This is a genomic window from Desulfovibrio diazotrophicus (assembly GCF_902498985.2).
Lineage (GTDB): Bacteria > Desulfobacterota > Desulfovibrionia > Desulfovibrionales > Desulfovibrionaceae > Desulfovibrio > Desulfovibrio legallii.
The window spans coordinates 350,726-372,439 of sequence record NZ_OX346397.1 but is presented as its reverse complement, the minus strand read 5'-3'; the positions used below and the strand labels follow the sequence as shown (position 1 = coordinate 372,439).

The window sequence follows — 21,714 nt, the reverse complement described above, 5'->3', positions numbered from 1 at the left end:
CCCCCACACCCCCCATCCTTCAAAAAACTTCTTTCCCTCAGGGAACGCGCCGGACGTACCCTGGCAGAAAGAAAAATTTTTCGCGGGGAGCTACGCAAAAAGCAGCGGGCACACGTCTGAACGGCACGGCTGCCCCGTGTGCCGGGCTTCAGGCGTCTTCGGCGTCGCGCACTACTTCGAGGATGGCGGGCAGAGAGCGGATGGCTTCGATGAGCTGGTAGAGTTGTGTGGCGTCGCGCACTTCCACAGTAAAGCGCAGTTTGGCCCGGCCGTCCACCAGGTTATCCATGTTCAGGCCGGTGATATTGACGCCGTTTTTAGCCATGGTCTGCGCCACGGTGGCCAGCACGCCCTGTTCGTTTTTGGCAATGATGAAGATGCCGGCCTCGTAGGGTTTTTCTTCCATGCCGTCCCAGTGGACGGAAATGAGACGTTCCGGCTCCATATTGGCCACATTGGGGCAGTCGGCCCGGTGCACGCTGATGCCCAGCCCCCGGCTGATGTAGCCGATGATGGGGTCGCCGGGCACGGGGTTGCAGCACTTGGCAAAGCGCATAAGCACGCCGTCCACGCCGGAGATGCCCACGCCCTCGGTTTTGCGGGCGGCGGCCTCCTTGCTTTCCTTGACCGAAGGCGGCGCGGGTTCGGCCGCGGCAGCCGCCTCTGGGTGGAGCACGGCATAGAGGCGGTTGAGCACCTTACGCGGCGTCAGGTGGGCGTACCCCACGGCAGCCACCAGGTCGTCCACGCTGTCAAAATTCATCTCCTGGGCCACCAGGGCCAGCTGCCCTTCCTTGGCGGTCTTGCCCACGTTAATGCTGACCTTGCGGCCTTCCTTTTCCAGCAGGTCGCGGCCCAGGGTTACGGCATGGCTGCGTTCTTCGGTGCGCAGATAGCGCTGGATGCGGCTGCGCGCCCGCGCTGTCTTGACTATCTTGAGCCAGTCCCGGTTGGGATTGCGCGACGGGTCTGTGACGATCTCCACCACGTCGCCGTTTTTGAGCTCCGTGCCCAGGGGCATGAGCCGCCCATTGATCTTGGCCCCGGCGCAGTGCTGGCCCACGTTGGTATGGATCATGAAAGCGAAGTCCAGCGGTGTGGCCCCTTCGGGCAGTTCCTTCACGTCGCCGGCGGGCGTGTAGACGTAAACCTCGTCCTTGAAGAGATCCATCTTCAGGGAGTGCATAAACTCGCGGGAGTCGCTCTCTTCACTCTGGCGCTCAAAAATTTCGCGCAGCCAGGCAAACTGCTCCAGATCTTTGCTGTTGACGCGGCCTTTTTCTTTATACAGCCAGTGGGCGGCCACGCCGTGTTCGGCCTGACGGTGCATATCTTCAGTCCGAATCTGGATTTCAATACGTTCTCCGTCGGGGCCAATGACCGTGGTGTGCAGGCTCTGGTAGCCATTGGCTTTGGGCATGGAGATATAGTCTTTGAAGCGTCCGTGCACGGGCCGCCACTGAGAATGCACCAGCCCCAGCACGGCGTAACAGTCCCTGATGTCCTTGACCAACACGCGAAAAGCCATAATGTCGTGCATTTCGTCCAGGGTCAGCGATTGGGACTGCATTTTTTTGTAAATGCTGTACTTGTGCTTGATGCGGCCGTAGACCTGCCCAATGATATCGTTGGCGGCCAGTAGATCCTTGATCAGGGCCACCACCTTTTCAATAATCTGCTTTTCCACCACCTGGTGTTTGTCCAGCCAGTGGTCGATCTGGTTGTAGATGTCCGGCCGCAGGTATTTGAAGCTCAGATCCTCCAGATTGCGCTTCATGATATACAGGCCCAGCCGGTTGGCCAGCGGGGCGTAAATATCCATGGTCTCCTGGGCGATGCGCTTTTGCTTGTAGGCTTTTTGAAAGTCCAGGGTGCGCATGTTGTGCAGCCGGTCAGCCAGCTTGACCATAAGCACGCGCATGTCGTGGCTCATGGCCAGAATCATCTTGCGGATGTTTTCCGCCTGGGCTTCTTCTTTGTTTTCAAAAGAAATTTTGCTGATCTTGGTAACGCCGTCAACAATGTCGGCTACTTCTTCGCCGAAATTTTCTTCAATCTCCTCAAGGGTGGCTTTGGTGTCCTCCACCGTATCGTGCAGCAGACCAGCGACAACGGTGGGTTCGTCAAAGCCCATTTCGGCCAGGGTATCGGCCACGGCCAAGGGGTGGGAGAGGTAGGGCTCACCCGAAAGGCGGGTCTGACCCGCGTGGGCTGTGGCGGCAAACACATAGGCCTTCTGGATAAGCTCCAGATCGGCGTCGTTGTTGTTGGCCGCCACTTTGTCGAGAATTTCCTGGATACGGATCATGCATAGCCCCATTGCGGACAAAAATGCCGCTGAGAGGCGGCCTTGCATAAACTATGTGCCGACTTGCGCGGCCTTGTCAATGAGGGACAAGGCCGCGCGGGCGGCTCAGGGCTCAAGGGCGCTGCGCTGCAGAGACTTGGGCACCCACCATTGTTCAAAATTATACATGATGCCCGCCAGGGCCGGTTCTATGCCTTGAAAGCGGCGCTGCACCACGGGCAGGGCGTAAGGAACAAAAAGAAAGCAGTAGGGCTGATCCCGGTCCAGAATTTCCTGAATGCGCCAGTAGAGCCGGGCGCGCTGGTCCTGGTCCGGCAGGGAGCGCGCCTCTTCCAGCAGTGTGTCCACCTCCGGATTGCGGTAGTGGGTAAAGTTGAGGCCCCCCTCCACAGCCTGGGAGGAATGCCAGACCTGATAGATGTCCGGGTCCTGCGGGATGGTCCAGCCCAGCAGTACGGCGTCAAAGCGGCCTTTGTTGACAAATTCACGGATAAAGGCGGCCCACTCCACCGTACGGATGCGCACGTCCACGCCTATGGCCCGCAATTGGGACTGAATGACCGTGGCCGTGAGGATACGCTGTTCGTTGCCCTGGTTGGTAAGGATGGTAAAGGCCAGGGGTTTGCCGTCCCGGTCCAGAATGCCATCGTGGTCGTGGTCGACAAAGCCGGCCTGAGCCAGCAGAGCGCGGGCGGCGGCCAAATCCTGCCGCAGGGGCTTGAGCGTGGGGTGGCTGGCCCAGGTGCCGGGCTTAAAAGGGCCGAAAGCCGGAATGCCCTGCCCCAGCAGCACGCCCTTGATCAGGGCGTCCCTGTCCAGAGCCAGAGAAATGGCCCGCCGCACGCGCACATCTTTGAAAAAGGGGTGCTCCAGGTTAAAGCCCAGAAAAACATACATGGAGGCCAGATAGCGGTATTTGCGAAATTCTCGCTCCCAGACCGGGCCGGAGGTCTGCCGTAGATACTGCAGGGGCGAAAGGTCCATGACGTCCAGCCGCCCGGCCCGCGTTTCCATAAACATGGTGGCCGTGTCGGGGATAATACGGTAGACTATCTTATCAATGTGCGGTCGCCCCATAAAATAGGTCGGCGAAGCGGTCAGCACCATGCGGCTGCCCGATTCCCACGACGTGAGTCGGTACGGGCCCGCGCCCAGAGGCTTGCGGGCAAAATCCGTGGTGCGGATGTTCTGCCCCTCCAGAATATGTTTGGGCAGGATGGGGTTCATCCAGGTAGCTACGGCCCGGGCAAAAAACTGATCGTACGTGACCTCGAAGGTATAGCGGTCGATAATGCGCAGATCCTTGATGCGCAAAAAATCCTCGGCATAGGGGCTGCCCGTAGCCGGGTCCGCCGCCAGCTTGCAGGTAAAGGCCACGTCCGCGGTGGTCAGTTCCTTGCCGTCCTCCCAGAGGATGCCCTTGCGCAGGGTAAAACGCAGACGCTTGCCGCCGTCCTCCAGGCTCCAGCTCTGGGCGGCCCAGGGTTCAGGCTGCAGATTTTTGTCGTAGCGCAGGGGCGCCACGTAGAGCAGGTCGGCAATTTCATGCGAAGGCGCATCGGCCGTAAGATAAGGGATGAGGTTGGAAGCCTCCCCAATGGTGCCGAACAAAATGCGCCCGCCGTCCACAGGCGCGGCGGCGGCTTCCCCATGCGCGGCGGCAACTGCGGCCGACGCGCACCACAAAGCTGCGGCGCAGACCAGGGCCACCAAGGCCACGTGCAGCGCGGTCAGCGCCTTGATTGAGCGCTCAAAAAATATTTTTTCCATCTGCCAGACACTTCATATTGCTTTTGCCCCCCCACCTGTGCTATTTGTCGCAAACGTCATAACATCGCCCCGCAGCTGTCGTTCCGGACGCGAATTCAGGGGCTTTTTTGAGGAACGCATGAGCCGATCAGAACAGAGCGTCGTTCGCGAAATGTGCCAGACTTTCCTGCACGACAGCGTGCCGGAGTACATCCGCGACGCGGCCTACTATATCCTCTCCGAGGGAGAGGTGCAAAAAATAAATATCCAGGAAGGCGAGACCTGGGACGTGCAGGGCGTCATCCAGGGCGGCGACCTGCAGGTCTATACGCCCAGCCTGAGCTTTACCATCACCGACCGCAGCACGCGCCACCAGTGCAACTGCTCCGACGCTTTCACGGGCATCTGCCGCCATGTGGCGGCCCTGGCTCTGCGCCTGGTGGAAGAACTGCGCAAGGAACAGGGCGACCCGGAAGACACCCCGCCCCCCAGCACGGACTGGAAGCAGAGCTTCCGCAACTTTTTTTCCACGGACATGGAGCCGGAACCCGGCCGCCACTATCTCATCTTCCGTTTCGAACCGGAACAGGGGCGGCTGCTGGTTTCCTTTTTCCGGGGGAGGCAGAACAAATCCGGCCTGTCCAGCGTGCACAACGAAATCACGCTGGAGCAGATCATCCAGAACCCTGAATGGTGCGAATTCTCTCCCCAGCTGCCGCACGTGGCCCGGCAGATCGGCCAGCACCTCGACTACTACGGCCACCGGGTGGAAATCCCCCAGGGGCTGACCTCCTGGTTTTTCTGGTCTGTGCGCAAGGAATATTACCTGCTCTGGAAAGACACGGACATGCCCTGCCGGATAGAGAGCACGCCCTTTTCCCTCAAGCTCAGGCCCATTCTGGACGACTCGGGCTTTCACTTTGACGTGCTGCTCAAGCGGGAGGGTCGCCCGCCCCTGCCCATCCGGGCCGGCCGCATCACGGGCAACGAACGCGGCAGCAGCCAGCCTGAAAGCTCTGCCCCCGAAGACGCGCCCATCACCTTTCACGGGCAGATGCCCCTGTGGGTCTGCTACCAGCACAATTTCTATCCGGTGCAAACGGGCCTCTACCCTTCCCTGGTGCGCAACCTGATCTATGAACGCCCCGTAGTGCCCCACGAAGAAATTTCGGAATTTCTGGACCGGGTCTGGACCCGCCTGCCCGCCTCGGAGCTCTATGAGCCGCAGCAGTTCCTCAAGCTCATGGAGCCGGTCTTCCAGCCCGCCACCTACAACCCCAAGCTCTTTCTGGATGAAGAAGGCAGCCTGCTGACCCTGGAAATCGACAACGTCTATGAAACCCGCCACGGCGAATTCACCCTCAACGGGCCCAACCCTGACTTCCAGACCGGCAGTTACGGCTATGAAGGACAGACTTTTCTGGTCCGCCGCCACCAGGAAGAAGAAGCCCAGCTCATGAGCGAACTGACGGGCATGGGCTTCCAGGCCCGCTCCAGCAAACTCTGGTTTCTGGAACCGGAAGAGGCCATTGCCTTTTTGCTGGATTCCTACCCCAAGCTGGTGGAAAACTACCGCGTCTATGGTGAAAAGGCCCTCTCGCGCTACAAGGTGCGCACGGCCATGTCCAACATCACGGCCCAGGTCACCAGCAATGAGAAGGAAAAGTGGTTTTCGCTGGATATTACCGTGGACTACGAAGGCCAGTCCCTGCCGCTGGAAAAAATCTGGAAGGCCTGGACGCGCGGCAAGCGCTATGTGCAGCTGAAGGACGGCTCCTACACCAGCCTGCCCGAAACCTGGCTGGAAAAGCTGGCCCACAAGCTCACGGCCCTGGGCCTGGACCCCAGCAAGCCGCCGCAGCAGAAGTTCAAACAATTCGAGGCCCCGGTGCTGGACAGCCTGCTGGAAGATCTGCCCGGCGCGGCCACGGACTCCTTCTGGAACAACCTGCGCGAAAAAATCCGCTCCTTCCGCGAGGTGCGGCCCATTGCCCCGCCCAAGGGCCTCAACGCCGATTTGCGCGCCTACCAGGCGCAGGGGCTTTCTTACCTCAACTTTCTGTCGGAATACGGCTTCGGCGGCATTCTGGCCGACGAAATGGGCCTGGGCAAAACCGTACAGACCCTGGCTTTTATCCAGTACATGGCGGAACGCCGGTACGAGGGCCCCAACCTTATTGTAGTGCCCACATCCGTGCTGCCCAACTGGGAACGGGAAGCGGAAAAGTTTGTGCCCGGACTCAAGCGCCTGACCATTTACGGCACCAGGCGCGAGGGCATGTTCAAACACATTGCAGGCTCGGATCTGATCATCACCACCTACGCCCTGTTGCGGCGCGACCTGGAGGAGATGGAAAAATACGAGTTCAACACCGTTATTCTGGATGAAGCCCAGAACATCAAAAACCCCAATACCATCACGGCTCGTGCCGTGCGCCGCATCAACGCCCGCATGCGCCTTTGCCTTTCGGGCACGCCCATTGAGAACAACCTCTTTGAGCTCTGGTCCCTGTTTGAATTCCTTATGCCCGGCTTTCTTGGTTCGCAGCATGCCTTCCAGCGCGGCATCGTCAAGCCCATCAAAGACGGCGACGCCGAAACCCTGGACTACCTGCGCACCCGCGTGCGGCCCTTCATCCTGCGCCGCACCAAGGCCGAGGTGGCCAAAGACCTGCCGCCCAAGGTGGAAAGCGTCACCTGCTGCGCCCTGGAGGACGCCCAGGCCGAACTCTACGCCGCCCTGGCCCGCAAACTGCGCGCCCAGGTGCTGGCCGACGTGGACGAAAAAGGCCTGGCCAAAAGCCAGATGTCCATCCTGGACGCCCTGCTTAAGCTGCGCCAGATCTGCTGCCACCCGCGCCTGCTCAAACTGGACCTGCCCGGTTTTTCCAATAACCTGCCTTCCGGCAAATTCGACGCCTTCAAAGACATGGTCATGGAAATCGTGGAGGGCGGGCACAAGGTGCTGGTCTTCTCGCAGTTTGTGCAGATGCTGCATATCATCCGGCAGTGGCTGGAATTCTCGCAGGTGCCCTTCTGCTATCTGGACGGAGCCAGCAAGGACCGCTTTGACCAGGTGGATCGCTTCAACAACAGCCCGGACATTCCCATCTTCCTCATTTCGCTCAAGGCGGGCGGCACAGGCCTTAACCTCACATCGGCGGACTACGTCATCCACTACGACCCGTGGTGGAATCCGGCGGTGGAAAGCCAGGCCACAGACCGCACCCACCGCATCGGCCAGACCCGGCAGGTCTTTTCCTACAAGCTCATCTGCCAGAACACGGTGGAGGAAAAAATCCTCAAGCTGCAGGAGGCCAAACGCGGCGTGGCCGAAGCCATCATCCCCGGTCAGGACGCCTGGAAGTCCCTCACTCGCGAGGATCTGGAAATGCTCTTCGAGGTGTAAGGCCGAACTAGAGCAGATTCCCTTTGAGGATAGATATTCTCAAAGGTTATGGCACGCTCGTTCCGGCGCGTACGCAACCGCTAGGGCATTGCAACGTTGACATACCCTGGCCTGCCCCGCACCGGCAGGCAATGCGGCCGGGCGCGCGGTCAGAGCAGTTAGCGAATGAAATGAGCTAACTGCTCTGCAAGGATTTTCTTGAAAATCCTTGCCACGAAATGCGAGAAGGTAGGCTTTTGCCTGCCGTAAGCGAGCATTTCAAGTGTTAAATGCTCCAGAAGGACACCTGGAGAGCCGCCTGACGGGCGGTTTTGCCCCCTGTCCAAAAGTCTGCGGCCGGGAATGCTTTTCCCCGGCAGCGGACTTTGCCCCGCTATGGGAGGCCGTTGCCGCGGCGGGACAGACAAAAACCCGGAGCATCGGGGCGGGCCGCCATTCCGCGCTTGCCCCCAGGGGCAACCTGCGCTACTACACGGGCATGAACACGCCCCACCCCACCTTTGTGCCTCCCGCCGCCACGGCCGCCTTGGACGTGAACGTGGCCTTTGTGTCTCCCGCCGCACGGGCTCTGTATTTGGCCGACCCTGAGGCCGGCCTTGCCCCGGCCACAGCCCAGGCCGTTGGCCTGGATCTGCGCGCCTGCCTTACGGCCGACGAGGCCGTGGTGCGGCCCGGCGCACGGCTGGCAGTGCCCACGGGGCTGAGCGTGCAGCCGCACTGCGCGGACGTGGCGGGCTTTATCTATTCCCGCAGCGGTCTGGGCGCGCGCGACGGCCTCACCGTGGCGCAGGGCGTGGGCGTGGTGGACCCGGACTATACCGGAGAAATCCTGGTCTACCTCCTGAACACGTCGGAAAACCCCCTGCGCATTAAACGCGGCGACCGCGTAGCCCAGCTCATTTTTCAGCCCATAACGCGCCCCTGCTGGCGCGAAGTCCCGTCCCTGGCCGCTACGGCCCGGGGCGCGGGCGGATTCGGACACACGGGCCGCTGATCCGCCCCCTTGCCGCGCCGTTTTTCTTTGGCTGCGGCCTTTTACCAACCCTTTGCCGTCCTTCAAAAAGGAGCACCGCCATGTCACAAGCCTTTGCCGCCGTCAAAGCCGCAGAAGAGCAATTGCTCTGCCGTTCGTACAGCCGTTATCCCCTGGCTGTGGTCCGAGGCAAAGGCGCGCGACTTTGGGACGTGGACGGCAAGGAATACATCGACCTGCTGGCCGGCATTGCAGTGACGGCCCTTGGCCACTGCAACGACGAAATCTGCGCCGCGCTGGAACAGCAGGCCCGCAAACTCTGGCACGTGAGCAACCTCTTTTATCAGGAGGAACAGCTGGATCTGGCCCGCCGCCTGCTTTCCACCAGCCACCACGGCAAGGCCTTTTTCTGCAATTCCGGGGCCGAGGCTAACGAAGCCTGCATCAAGCTGGCCCGCCGCTACATGCGCACGGTCAAAAAACGGGACGCCTACACCATTATTTCACTGGGTGGTTGTTTTCACGGGCGCACCCTGGGCACCCTGGCGGCCACGGGGCGCGAGAGTCTGAGTGAGGGCTTTACCCCTCTGCCAGAAGGCTTTGTGCAGGTGCCCACGGGCGATCTGGCGGCTCTGGAGGCCGCCGTCACCCCGGCCACCGCAGCCGTGCTGGTGGAGGTAGTGCAGGGCGAAGGCGGCATCGTGCCCCTGCCCGCAGCCTATCTGCGCTGGGTAGAGGCCCTCTGCCGCCGCCACGACATCCTTTTTCTCTGCGACGAAGTGCAGGCCGGCATGTGCCGCACGGGCAAGTTCTGGGCTTTCCAGAACTTCGGGCTCACCCCGGACGCCATCAGCATAGCCAAGTCCCTGGCCAACGGTCTGCCCATGGGGGCCATGCTGGCCACGGACGAAATGGCCAAAGGCTTCGGCCCCGGCAGCCACGCCACCACCTTCGGCGGCGGCGCCCTGACCTCCGCCGTGGCGGCCAAAGTGGTGGAGATCATGCAACGCGACCATCTGGCAGACCGGGCCGCCGCGCTGGGCGGACGCCTGCTGGAGACACTCCGGGGGTTGCAGGCCGCCCTGCCGGACAAAATTCGCGAAGTGCGCGGACTGGGCCTGATGATCGGCGTGGAGCTGGCCGTGCCCGCTCAGGCCGTGTGGGAGGAACTGCTGCGCCGGGGCATCATCTGCAACCTGAGCCACGGCACCACCTTGCGCCTCCTGCCCCCTCTGACCATTGACGAGGCCGATCTGGACGTTTTCACCGCCACCCTGGAAGCCATTTTGCGCAGCTGACCAACCACACAGCATTTTTGCGGCATACTCATATTCCCGCAGCCGGAAGCCTCGGCTTTTGGCTGCGGGAATATGTCATGCGCCATCCATCTTCACGCCGCCTCCCCCTCACATACAAAACGGCTTCCCCGCAGTCCGCACAAACCGCGCATGTCCGCACCACGCGGTTTATGGCATGCCCGTGCAGCAAGGCTGCGGCCTCTGTTTTCTTCTCCAGAGCATTGCAACGTTGACAATAGACATTCTCAAAAATTTGCTATGTTAGCCCATGTGGTTACCAGCGCAACTACAGAGCGCTGCTGTCTTTGCCCGTAACTTCCTCCGTCATACCGGGCCAAGCTCCTGCGTCGCAACGACTGAAGCTGCGTTTATACCTGCGTAGCGGGCGGCTGCGTGGACAAGGGCAGCGCCCCAGACGCGCCACAACGAATAGCAGGACGCGGTTGCCTCTAACCGTAACCGGCGTTGCAGCCCTGGCTTGCAGCATCCCCCACCAAGTCGAAATACCGCAGCAATGATTTATTAATAACTATCAGTTAATCAAAAAATATTGATACCTGGCTGCCTGCAGCATTGCCACGACTATTGCAAACAGCAACAGCTTGTGGACAGTGCGACACACCCTCAAGCACGGCTCTTCCCACAATTGGGCACCAAAGCTCCCATTTTGGGTTTACAAGCCCTTTTTTACATTTTTTAGGCCTAAAATCCATTTCCTGAAGGGGACGAACACTTCCCTTTGGTTGACAAAAATAGTAATCTGTAGCGACCTTACAATCGGATGTACGCATGTCCAAGCCTGTTACCACTATAGCCGCTGCGCTCTTGTTGCCGGCACTGTTTATGGTGTTGTTTTTTTTTGTGCACGACTACGCCAACGAAACTACCGGCAATCTTAACCAGGGTATAGTCACCAGGCTGCAGGAAATACATCAGCGCCACGCCAAGAGCTTCGTCAGGGCTATTGCCGAACAACTTACGGCCTTCAAAGGCGTGGCCGCCGTACTGAACGACAAATCCATGGAAGAAGCAGACCGCGTGCTGGTCTCCTTGGGCCCCGTACTGCGCGCCCAGGGGGTGCGGCGCTTCAGCCTTGTAGACCTGGACGGCCAAGGAACGGACCTGGACGGCGCAAGGGTGGACCACAGCCGCACGCCGGCTTTTTTGCGGGCCAAAGCGGGCGACGTCGGCTTCAGCGTGCGTGAAGACAAGCCGCAGAACCGATGTCTAATCATGGCCGTGCCCGTGCGCCGCAATGGTATTGTCGCGGCAGTGCTTATGGGCGGCGCCAAGCCGGAAAGGCTGGAACAGCGGCTGGAATCGCTGGCCTTCGGCAGCAGCATCTATACCCTTGTGCTGGACAGCAAGGCACGATCGTTATTCTGGACGCCCCCACCGGACAAACGCATGGAAGACCTGCTGCCTTTGTTTGCCCAACAGGGGCTGCCGCCATCGCTGCGCGATTTTTTGCAGCAGCGCTTTACCAAGGGCCGCCGCAATGAGGTGGTGCATTTTGAAGATGCCGCTTCCGGCAGCGGGCTGTACCTATGTAACAGTCCGCTGCCGGAAACGGGCTGGCAGGTGGTTTCTCTGCTGCCGCAGAAAGTGGAAACTGCCCTTGTAGCCCGGCAAAACGCCATCACCACCACACTTGTCTGGCGCATCATTCTGGTGGGAGCGCTGCTGGCCTTGGGGCTGCTTTTCCTGGCGCGACGGACACTGCACAAAATGCGCCTGCAGCAGGAAGATTATCGCTCCATTATCTCCAGTATTTCCGGTGGGGTCATCAAGTTCGCCGGGCTGCACGGGCCCTTCCTTTTTCTCAGCCCCAATTCTTTACGGTTACTCGGCTACGGCAAAGAAGAATTCCTGCGCCTGTTCGGCAACGACTTTTCCGCCACCATCTACGAACACGACAGGGATATGGCCCTGCGCACGATGGAACAACAGCTGGAAAGCGGACTGCACATTGACGTGGAATACCGCATACGTTCCAAGAGCGGCGCGCTCATCTGGATATGCCACAAAGGCTCACCGGTCAGTGTGGACCACGGCGCCCCCTACATCCAGAGCATTATTTTTGACATTACCCACAACAGAGAAGCCGCCCAGGCCAAGCGCATTTCAGACGAGCGCTACCATTTTATTCTGGAGCAGCACGACATCATCATTTTTGAACAAAATCTGGAAACAGGGCATTTTTCCTGCTCCGCCCAATGGCTGCAGACCTTCGGCCGCGTATTCAACATTCTGGAACCCGATCCCCGGCACACCCTTATTCCTGTGCACAAAAACGACCGGACACGCCTGGCTGTTTTCCAGAATGCGGTACGCCAGGAAGCGCACCACGTCAAAACATCACTGGAGCTGCGTCTGCACGACGCTGCAGGGCACCTTCGCTGGTACCGCATTGAGGCCTCAAACCTGACCAACGCCCAGGGAAAGCCCATTTATATTTTTGGCATCATTACAGATATTGACCAGCAAAAGGCCTTGGAGCTGCAGCTCCGCTCCCAGGCCAATCGGGACAGCGCCACGGGCATGCGCAATAAAATGGCCACGGAACAGGCCGCCGCGCGGGTGCTGGATATGCTCAACAGACATGCAGAAGTCCCCGACGATGCCCAAGGCTACGCCATGTTTATGATCGATTTTGACAACTTTAAAAGCATTAACGACAGACTGGGGCACGCGGCCGGCGACAGAGCCATTCTTGAGATGGCCCAGATCATCAGCAAAAATTTTCGCAATACGGATATTGCCGGCCGCGTAGGCGGGGACGAATTTCTGGTATTCTGCACGGCAAAAATGCACAAAGAACAGATCCGCCAGCGCGCCCGGCAGCTGGTCAGCCAGCTGCACACCCAGTGCCGCGCCTCCGAAGACAGCCTCTCGCTTACCGCCAGCCTGGGGGTGGCCTGCTACCCGCAGGACGGCAAAGACTTTGCCACCCTGTTCAACCATGCGGATATGGCCACCTATGAAGCCAAACGTCAAGGCCGGAACCGCTGTGTCTTTTTTGACGAGTTAGGCGTCGGTGATGCGACGAGTCCGGCGGCGGTGCGCGCTGCGACAACAAAAAACGCCGACGATGCCGTGCCTCTCCTGGAAGACTGACCCAAGCGCGGACGTGTGATGCCCCACGGCGAGCGGGCCTTGCCTGCGCCAAGGCGGCGGTCATGGCGGACAGGCCCCCACGCCACTGATTGCATGCCGCAAAGCGCGTCCCACCCACGTTTGCCATAAGCAAAGCGCCCCGCAGACCTGATCAACAGGCCCATGGGGCGCTTCGTTACACTGCGCTGCCGCCGACGCGGATTGCTCTAAAAGGGCACATCGTCCATATTGGACGCCTCCGAAGGGAAGGCCGGGCCCAAATCCTCTTCCTGCTGGCGGGGTGGTTGGGCCTGTGGCCTGCCGCCCTGATTGCTGCGCGGCGCGCCTTCCTGTCCGCCGCGCGGGCCTGCGGGTTGCGCGTTGCGCGGGCTGCCGCGGTGCTGCGCCGGTGCGCCGTAGTCGTCCTCATACCCGCCCTGGCCGCCGCCGCGCGGGCCGTCGCCCTTGCGGTCCAGAAACTGCACCCGCTGGGCCTTGATTTCCGTGGTGTAGCGGTCCTGCCCCTGCTGGTCCTGCCATTTGCGGGTCTGCAGGCTGCCTTCCACATAGACCAGACTGCCCTTGCTGAGGTAGGTGGCGCAATTTTCAGCCTGCCGCTGAAACACGGAAACGCGGTGCCATTCAGTACGTTCCACTTTGTTGCCGTCGCGGTCCACATAAGATTCGTCCGTGGCCACATTGAGCGAGGCCACAGGAGAGCCGCTCTGGGTGTAGCGCAGCTCCGGATCGCGGCCCAGTCGCCCGATAATCATGACTTTGTTCAGCATGGAGTCTTCTCCGTTGGGGCATTGTGCCTTTGCGAAAGTTTTTTTGTTGCGGTTTTGCCGCCCGTGCCGCAGGCGCGGGCACGCGGCAAAGGGGGCGTGTTATGGCGAGGGCTAGCGCAACCCGGAATCAGGCCACAAAGGCCCGTTCCAGGTCATCCAGCACGTCTTCCAGCTTATCGCTCAAGACATTGGCCTCGCGCGGCTGCCAGTCGGCCAGGGCGGCTTCCAGCGCAGCCTTGATGCGGGCCGCCTCATGGATGCCGGGGCCCAGAGCCGCACGTCGGGCCTGGGACCAGGGCAGAAACTGCAGGCCCTCGTCCAGGGCCCGCACCATCTCCAGCACGCCGTGGTTTTCGTGTTTGATGGGAACGCTGAAGGCCAGTTCGCTCAATTGCGGCCAGAGCTGCTCCAGCAGGTCTTCATTCCAGGTCACGGCTGTGACGCGTATCTGCAGGGCTTTGCCCATAAACGCCCTCCTCAAAAGCATGGCTTGTGGGCCGCGCCCCAAAAAACAGCCTACGGCGCAGGCTAGTCCGTTTCCGTCCACTCCGTGCGCACACGCATAACCACCTCCTGAATGGCGGCCAGCTGGTCCTTGGGGCAGACGCCGATGAGCGGCGCGCCCGCGTCCATATTTTCATTGTATTTGAAGTAGACGGCATAGATGACGCCGTCCGGCCCCGCATAGTTGAGGGGAACCTCCCGTTTCATGCGCGACATGATCAGGATTTCCATGCCGTCGCGCACCGCTACAGACTGCGCGTCGGCGGCGCGGATTTTTTTGTCCACCTCAGGGGTAAAGTAGTACTTGGCCCGCTCCGGCGCAAGAAAGAGGTGCAGCGCTTTTTGCAGAATAATGTGCTCCACCTCGGCGCGGGTAAGTTTGTGACGCAACACGGCCAGGGGCGTGCCCGCCTCCACAAACGTGCCTTCCAGATCTGTATAAATATGGCTTACTTCCCCTTTTTCAGGGGCGCAGATGGGTTTGGGGTTACGTTCGCGCTCCAGCGTGGCCACAAGGGAGCCGGGTTTTTCCTTCCAGAGGCCTTGCGGGCCCAGGGCCATGTCCCCCTGGTGCAGTCCGGCGAAGGTCACGCGCCCCGTATGCGGGGTGCTGATGACGATTTCGCGGTAGGGCGCGGCCTTGATTTCGTCCAGCAGTGCGGAGATATTGATCATAACGTCCTAACGATAATACAGGTTCCGCCCGCCGATGGTGAGCAGGGCCTGCTTGAGGTTGGCGCGAATCTGCCGTCGGTCCCAGATGCCCTGGATGTGCCCGCGTGAGAGGGCCCGATAGGACCGGTGGTATTTGGGCGGCACGTCCATGCCCGTGGTTTCCTTGATGACGCCCGGCCCGGCAAAGCCGATGTTGGACGAGCGCACGGCGAACTGGTAGGGCGAGCAGCCAAGAAAACTGGCCACGGGCCCGGCAAAGGAATTGGTGTCGTAGAGCACCATGTACAGGCCGCCGGATTCAATATAACGACGCACGGCCACGGTGCAGCGCGGCATCTGAATGACGCCGTGGGTGCCCTCCTGAATGCGGATGCCGGCGGTGCCGTGCACATAGGCCAGGAAAGGATAGCGCTTTTTGGCGGCGCGCTGGGCGGCCTCCACAAACTTGTAGCCTTCGGCCGCGCCCACGGAGCCGCCCCGGAAGGTGCCCATAAGCATGGCCACCACCATTTTTATGTTGTCAATGCGGGCCTCAAAGGTCATGCAGCCGCTTTTGGCCCCGGTCTTCTTCTGGGCGGCGGCGATGCGCGCGCCAAAGTCCGGGAAGTCCAGCGGGTTGCCCGCCTCGATCTCGCTGTTGAACTCAAAGACCGAGCCCAGGTCAAAGACGTTTTTCACGTACCATTCCGGTTCCATGGGGAAATGGTAACCGCAGTGGCTGCACACCCCGGCAAATTCGGCAAAAAGGTCCGGTCCCCAGAGGTCCAGGCAGCCGTACGAGGCGCTGTTGGGGCAGGTGACGGCACGATCGATTTTGTAGCGCGGCGAAATGTAATTCCACTTGCTGCGGCGGCCGTCGTCGGACCAGGTGGAAAGAGCCGTGAGCTCCTTGGCCTTGCTTTCGGTACGGGCGCTGGGCAGCTTGTGGGTAAGTTTGTGCCAGGGGGCCAGCAGCCGCCCCTTAAAGACCTCCCACTCATTGCCCATTTCTTCCACAAAGGTGCGGATCTGCCGCTGGTGCTTGCGGTAAAAATCGTACTTGAAGCTGATCCAGGGTTTGGAAACCCAATCCCAGGTGGCGGCGGCCATCTTGGTGAGAAAGGGACGACGGTCGCGCGCAGCCTGACGCGAAAGGCGCAGAAACTTCTGCTGCCGCTTTTCGCGCAGGCGGTCCTTGGCCGCAGAGGAAAGCCCCCAGCGGGTGTACATGTCGTCCAGGTTGGCTTCGGGCCGCCGCACGCGGGCCAGAGCCAGACGCTTGAGCACGGGCATTTTGCGCGTGGAAATGACCACTTCGTCCGTGGCTCGCAGCACTTCCTGCCGCAGCTGGCGAAAAAAATCAAAATGCCAGGGCCGCGCCCCCAGGGGGGGCTCCTGCACAATGCGGTCAATGTAGCCGAATTTCAGGTTGTCCTGGGCGGTGATTTTGAGGTGATCGGCGCAGTGCTCAATGAGCTCCGGCGTGGCGCGCTGCCCGGCCTTGAGGCGGCCCTCAATGGCGGCGGCCCCTTCGGGCGAGATGACCGAATAGTAGCCGTGCGAAAGCATCAGCCGCTTGTCCGCCAGGCCAATGGCCTCGGCCCCGCCGGAACCGCCCTCGGAAATGACCGTAATGACCGGCACCCGCAGCCCTGCCATGCTGTAAATGTTGCGGGCGATCTGCTGGGCCGCGCCGGGATAGTCCTCAATGGGAAAAGAGCCGGGCGTAAAAATGTAGGTGTGGATGGGGATGCCCTCGGTTTCGGCCACGCGCATATACTGCTGGGCCTTGGCGTTGCCCCAGGGCTTTACCGAACCGCCGTTGCGGAACTCCGCGCCGTGGCCCTTTTCCTGACCGATAACCATAACCGACTGGGTATAGGTCTTCTTGCCCCGGCGGCGGGTAATCACCGCGCGGGCAATGAGCATGCTGGGGTCCAGGCTGTGTTCGTCCTGGCCGCCCACCTCGGTAAAGTTGTCGTAGACGTTTTCAAGAATGTCGCGCAGGCAGACGCGCTGGGGGTGGCGCACAATGCGCACCCGATCCATGGGGGTAATGCTCGCTTCCAGGCGGCGTTCCACATAGCCAAAGAGGTCTTCCACCGTGGCCAGCTCGGCAAAGGGGTCCTCCAGCTGGCCGGCGCGGGCGCGGGCCTCAAAAGCCGCGAGTTTTTCTTCCAGCAGCTGGGCATTGTCCCTGTGCTTGCCGACAAAGATGTCTGCCAGATACGTGAGTCTGTCACGCAGATTCTGAATATGCTTTTCTATCGTATTGTCCATAATGGGTACGGCCAGCTAGACTGTTTTTTTGAAATGGGCGAAAGGCTCGCATGCGCGCCGCTGTCGCCGGGCAAAAACCGCATACCGCACGTTAAAAACGCAGGATGCGTTCCGTATTGGCCGTCAGAAAGCCCACGTTGGACCTGAGGGCCTCGCCCGCGTTGTTGTGCCCTTCCAGGCGCAGGTCGCGCAAAAATTCCAGGCCGCGCGCCCTGGCTTCCTCCAGGTTTTTACCCCAGATGATAGCCAAGGCCAGGTTGGGGTCAAACTCAGTGGGGATTTCATAAGGCTCGGTGCCGGGCACATGGGTCAGCACCGTCAGCCAGGGCTGGTCACGCCAGGCAAAGCGTTCAATGCGCCCCACCCAGGGGGTGAAGCTGTTGTCCGGGTCTTCGGCGATAAGGCGGTATTCTATGCCCACGCCTTCAAACTCTATGTCCGCCTGGGCATAGCCCAGGGGCTGGCCCAGGCCGATGCGGATCTGCTCGGCGATAAGGTCTACGTCGCCCTGACCGCGCACCTTGGAAATGCGGGCGGAAACGCCGTTTTCCACCTGGATGCGGGTGTTCACCTCCATGAGGAAGGGGTCGCCCTGCCGGGTCACGATCCATTCCCAGGTGCCCACGTTGTCGTAGCCTACCTTGCGGGCCATGGTCAGGGAGTAGTCTACAATGTCGTGCAGTACCTTGGCCGCGTCAAAGGTGTACTCCAGAGTTTCAGGCGCAAAGCCGGGGGCCACCTCAATGCGTTTCTGCCGCCCCGTGGACTGAATGGAACAGTTGCGCGTGCCGAAATGCACCGGGTTTGTTCCGCTGCGGTCAGAAACCACCTGCACTTCCAGGTGATTAAAATCGGTGATGCGCTGCTCGATAAGCACGCCCTCGTCCTTGAACTGGCGCAGGGCGTAGCTGCGCACGCGCCGGAACACAGAGCGGAACTGGTCCGGGTCGTACACTTCCTCAATGCCCATGCCGCCGCCGCCCGCCGAAGCCTTAACCAACACCAGAGGCCGCTTAATGCCCTGCTGGGCCTGGAACTCGAAAATATCTTTGGCGATGTGCTCGGCTTCCATCTCATCGTAGATGGGCCTGTCTGAACCCGGCACCGTGGGCACGCCCAGGCTGCGGGCCAGGCGTTTGGTGTTGATTTTATCGCCCAGCTCACGGATGATTTTCCACGAGGGGCCGATGAAAATCATTTTGCGGTCACGCTTGGTCACGCGCCGGGCAAAGCGGAAGTCTTCGGCAAAAAAGCCGTACCCGGGATGCACGGCGGTGCAGCCCGCATCGTCGGCCACGGCCATAAGCTCATTGGCGTCGTGGTAGGAAGCGACGCGGTAGAGGCTTTTTTCGCCCCCGCTCTCACGGGCCAGGCGCACATGGCCGGAGGCCATATCCTCCGTTGTGTACACGGCGGCAAAAGGCAGGCCCAGCTTGCCGCAGGCCCGCATGATGCGCATGGCTATCTCACCCCGGTTAGCCACCAGGACTTTGTGGTTTTGCAAGGCAGTGCCTTCCTGAACGGTATCCAAGCCGTATCTCCTGTAAAAAATCCGCGCCGGGCGGCGCTCAGTGGCGGTTGTTCCGGCCGGCGCAGTGCCGCCGACCCCGGGCGCATACGCCCTCGGCCCTTGTGGGACGGGGCCGTGCGGGCTATACATACGCTGCAGCTGCTCAATATAGCCGCTTTCGACAGGAAAATCCACAGGCGCGGGTCGGGCTCCGCGCAAAATTCGCGCAGCCCCGAACGCGCGCCACGGGTACATGCCCAAGGAAGGATAATGTTATGCAAAATCCGCAGGAAGTCCAGAGCGTGGCCGCAGAGCTGGCCCGACGCATGGCCGCTGGCCGCCGCAGCCTCGCCACAACCTCTGCAAAGGAGACTCCCGTGGGCGTCATTCTGGGCACGGGGCTTTCCGGCCTGGCGGAAAAGATGAACGACCCCATTGCCGTTCCCTATGCCGAGCTGCCGGGCTTTCCCGCATCCAGCGTGGCCTCGCACGCCGGGGCCTTTGTGTGCGGACGCTTTCCCGCACGCTGTGGCGAAGACGACGGCCAGGGCCGCACGGCCCTCATCCAGCAGGGCCGCTGCCACCTTTATGAAGGCCGCAACCCGGCCGAGGTCTGTATGGGCGTGCGGGTTATGGCCGCCATGGGCGTGCGCACGCTCATTGTCACCAACGCCGCCGGGGCCCTCAACCCCAATTTTGACGTGGGCTCCATCATGTGCATGAGCGACATGATCAACCACACCGGGGCCACTCCTCTGGCCGGGCCCAACTGCGCGGATTGGGGGCCGCGCTTTCCCGACATGAGCGAACCCTTTGACCCCGACCTGCGTGCCCTGGCCCTGGAAACGGCCTGTAAGATGGGCTTGCGCCTGGAGCGCGGCGTATACATTGGCGTGCACGGCCCGGAAATGGAAACCCCCGCGGAAACGCGCCTCTACCGCCAGTGGGGGGCGGACGCCGTGGGCATGAGCACCGTGCTGGAGGTCATTGCCGCCCGACATCTGGGCATGCGGGTGCTGGGGCTTTCCTGTCTGACCAATAAAAATCGTCCCGACTGTATGACCCCGACGCCGTTGGAAGAAGTCATCGCTGTGGCGCAGACCACGGGCAAGCAGCTGGGCCGGCTTATCCGCGCCCTGATGACAAAACTCTGAAAAATGCGTACAAGCGCCCCCTACACATTTTTGCAGAGATAATAGAGGCACCTTTTCATGCAGCACAACGAACATCTTCGTAACGTGGCTATCATCGCCCACGTAGACCATGGCAAGACCACTCTGGTGGACGCGCTGTTCAAGCAGGCCGGCGTGTTCCGCGCTGACCAGCAGGTGGACGAGCGCGTCATGGACAACATGGATCTGGAGCGCGAGCGCGGCATCACCATTGCCGCCAAAAACTGCGCCGTCACCTGGCGCGGCGTAAAAATCAACATTATCGACACGCCCGGCCACGCCGACTTCGGCGGCGAGGTGGAGCGCTCCCTCTCCATGGCCACCGGGGCCATTCTGCTGGTGGACTCTTCTGAGGGGCCCCTGCCCCAGACCCGCTTTGTGCTGCGCAAAACCTTGGAAGCCGGGCTGCCCGTGGTGGTGGTCATTAACAAAATCGACCGCAAAGACGCTCGCCCTCAGGAAGTGCTCAACGAAATTTATGACCTTTTCATCGACCTGGACGCCAGCGAAGATCAGCTGGAGTTCCCCGTGCTCTACGCCATCGGGCGCAAGGGCGTGGCCATGAATGCCCTGGACGACGAACAAAAAGACCTTACCCCCCTGTTTGAGGCCATCCTCAGCCATATTCCCGGACCGGTGCACGACCCGGACCAGCCCTTCCAGATGCTGGTGGCGGATCTGGACTATTCCGACTACCTGGGCCGCCTGGCCGTGGGCCGCATCATGCACGGCACCGTGCACGCCAAAGACACCTTGGCCTGCATTGGCGAAGGCGGCCAGGCCCGCCCCCTGCGCGCCACCAAAATTCAGGTCTACGACGGCCTGCAGCTGGCGGAGGTGGAACAAGCCACCCCCGGCGACATCGTGGTTATGGCCGGCATTGAGGACGTGACCATCGGCGACACCATCTGCACCCGAGAGAACCCCCGCGCCCTGCCACGCATCCGCGTGGACGAGCCCACCGTGGCCATGCGCTTTGGCATCAACACCTCTCCTCTGGCCGGACGCGAAGGCAAAATCGTGCAGAGCCGCGCCATCCATGACCGGCTTATCAAGGAAACCCTGCGCAACGTGGCCATCCGCGTGGAAGACACGGCGGACAAGGACGCCTTTCTGGTCAAGGGCCGGGGCGAATTTCAGATGGCCATCCTTATCGAAACCATGCGCCGCGAAGGTTTTGAACTCTCCGTGGGGCGGCCGCAGGTTATTCTGAAAAAGGACGAAACCGGCGCTGTCATTGAGCCGGTAGAACGCCTCTATGTGGACTGCGACGAAACCTTTATGGGCGTGGTGACGGACAAGCTGGCCCAGCGCAAAGGCCGCCTGCTCAACTGCGTCAACAACGGCACGGGCCGGGTGCGGCTGGAATTTTCCGTACCGTCGCGCGGGCTTATTGGCTACCGCGACGAATTTCTTACGGACACCAAGGGCACCGGCATCATGAACTCTTACCTGGAAGGCTACGACCGTTGGCGCGGCGATTTCCCCTCCCGCTACACGGGCTCCATCGTGGCGGACAGACCCGGCAGCGCCGTGGCTTACGCCCTGTTCAACCTTGAACCGCGCGGCGTGCTCTTTGTGGAGCCCGGCGACCCGGTCTACGAGGGCATGATCGTGGGCGAACACAACCGTGAAAACGATATCGACGTCAACGCCACCAAAGAAAAGAAACTCACCAACCTGCGCGCAGCGGGCAAGGACGAAAACGTCATCCTTACTCCGGTGAAAAAAATGACCCTGGAGCACGCCCTGCACTTTGTGCGTGAAGACGAGCTGGTGGAAGTGACCCCGCAGTCCCTCCGTTTGCGCAAACTGGAGCTTTCCGCCCAGAAGCGCTACCAGATGGCCGGCAAAAAAGCCAAGAGCTAGCGCGTGACGTTGAAATTGAGCTGGCGGCTGCGCGCGCCGATATCCGCCATAAAGGCGTAAGCGCGGCTTGGCCCGTTATGACGAAGGAAGCTACGGGCAAAGAC

General features: G+C 60.9%; 13 protein-coding genes. 6 read left to right on the top strand and 7 right to left on the bottom strand.

What is annotated here, in order from left to right:
• Window positions 1–148 precede the first annotated feature (148 nt).
• Both J7I12_RS01580 and J7I12_RS01575 read right to left on the bottom strand, forming a co-directional pair.
• Entirely contained in the window at window positions 149–2,308 is a 2,160-nt protein-coding gene (locus J7I12_RS01580; protein ID WP_118229137.1) for a RelA/SpoT family protein, read from the bottom strand.
• A 105-nt stretch (window positions 2,309–2,413) separates the two neighbouring features.
• Window positions 2,414–4,078, bottom strand: a complete 1,665-nt coding sequence (locus tag J7I12_RS01575; RefSeq protein ID WP_464246954.1) for a peptide-binding protein — start codon at window positions 4,076–4,078, stop codon at window positions 2,414–2,416.
• 118 nt (window positions 4,079–4,196) lie between these two features.
• On the opposite strand from J7I12_RS01575, the gene J7I12_RS01570 reads away from it, so the two are divergent.
• The 4 genes from J7I12_RS01570 (at window position 4,197) to J7I12_RS01555 (ending at window position 12,854) form a co-directional block, all read left to right on the top strand.
• Window positions 4,197–7,466, top strand: coding sequence for a DEAD/DEAH box helicase (locus J7I12_RS01570; RefSeq protein WP_118229139.1), 3,270 nt, complete (start codon window positions 4,197–4,199; stop codon window positions 7,464–7,466).
• Between the two features lie 262 nt (window positions 7,467–7,728).
• Window positions 7,729–8,460 carry a dUTP diphosphatase gene (dut, locus tag J7I12_RS01565; protein ID WP_380059455.1) on the top strand — a complete coding sequence of 244 codons (732 nt, stop codon included), beginning with the start codon at window positions 7,729–7,731 and terminating at the stop codon, window positions 8,458–8,460.
• Between the two features lie 80 nt (window positions 8,461–8,540).
• Window positions 8,541–9,737 carry an aspartate aminotransferase family protein gene (locus J7I12_RS01560; protein ID WP_302413430.1) on the top strand — a complete coding sequence of 399 codons (1,197 nt, stop codon included), beginning with the start codon at window positions 8,541–8,543 and terminating at the stop codon, window positions 9,735–9,737.
• A gap of 789 nt (window positions 9,738–10,526) precedes the next feature.
• On the top strand, window positions 10,527–12,854 hold the full coding sequence (locus J7I12_RS01555) for a sensor domain-containing diguanylate cyclase (RefSeq protein WP_302413431.1): 2,328 nt from the start codon (window positions 10,527–10,529) through the stop codon (window positions 12,852–12,854).
• A 206-nt stretch (window positions 12,855–13,060) separates the two neighbouring features.
• Here J7I12_RS01555 and J7I12_RS01550 read toward each other — a convergent pair whose 3' ends face one another.
• From J7I12_RS01550 to J7I12_RS01530, 5 genes are all read right to left on the bottom strand, one after another.
• Window positions 13,061–13,621 carry a single-stranded DNA-binding protein gene (locus J7I12_RS01550; RefSeq protein ID WP_130957950.1) on the bottom strand — a complete coding sequence of 187 codons (561 nt, stop codon included), beginning with the start codon at window positions 13,619–13,621 and terminating at the stop codon, window positions 13,061–13,063.
• A 127-nt stretch (window positions 13,622–13,748) separates the two neighbouring features.
• The gene (locus J7I12_RS01545) at window positions 13,749–14,087 is read right to left on the bottom strand and encodes a hypothetical protein (protein WP_118229143.1); all 339 of its coding nucleotides are present in this window, start codon (window positions 14,085–14,087) and stop codon (window positions 13,749–13,751) included.
• 62 nt (window positions 14,088–14,149) lie between these two features.
• Window positions 14,150–14,800, bottom strand: a complete 651-nt coding sequence (locus J7I12_RS01540) for a biotin attachment protein (RefSeq protein ID WP_130957949.1) — start codon at window positions 14,798–14,800, stop codon at window positions 14,150–14,152.
• A gap of 6 nt (window positions 14,801–14,806) precedes the next feature.
• Complete coding sequence (locus J7I12_RS01535) at window positions 14,807–17,059, bottom strand: acetyl-CoA carboxylase carboxyl transferase subunit alpha/beta (RefSeq protein WP_118229145.1); 2,253 nt, start codon at window positions 17,057–17,059, stop codon at window positions 14,807–14,809.
• 91 nt (window positions 17,060–17,150) lie between these two features.
• Entirely contained in the window at window positions 17,151–18,518 is a 1,368-nt protein-coding gene (locus tag J7I12_RS01530; RefSeq protein WP_242621230.1) for an ATP-binding protein, read from the bottom strand.
• A 326-nt stretch (window positions 18,519–18,844) separates the two neighbouring features.
• On the opposite strand from J7I12_RS01530, the gene J7I12_RS01525 reads away from it, so the two are divergent.
• Both J7I12_RS01525 and typA read left to right on the top strand, forming a co-directional pair.
• Window positions 18,845–19,723 (top strand): purine-nucleoside phosphorylase, encoded by an 879-nt coding sequence (locus J7I12_RS01525; RefSeq protein ID WP_118229146.1) that lies wholly within the window; start codon window positions 18,845–18,847, stop codon window positions 19,721–19,723.
• A 57-nt stretch (window positions 19,724–19,780) separates the two neighbouring features.
• Window positions 19,781–21,610 carry a translational GTPase TypA gene (gene typA / locus J7I12_RS01520; RefSeq protein ID WP_118229147.1) on the top strand — a complete coding sequence of 610 codons (1,830 nt, stop codon included), beginning with the start codon at window positions 19,781–19,783 and terminating at the stop codon, window positions 21,608–21,610.
• Window positions 21,611–21,714 lie beyond the last annotated feature (104 nt).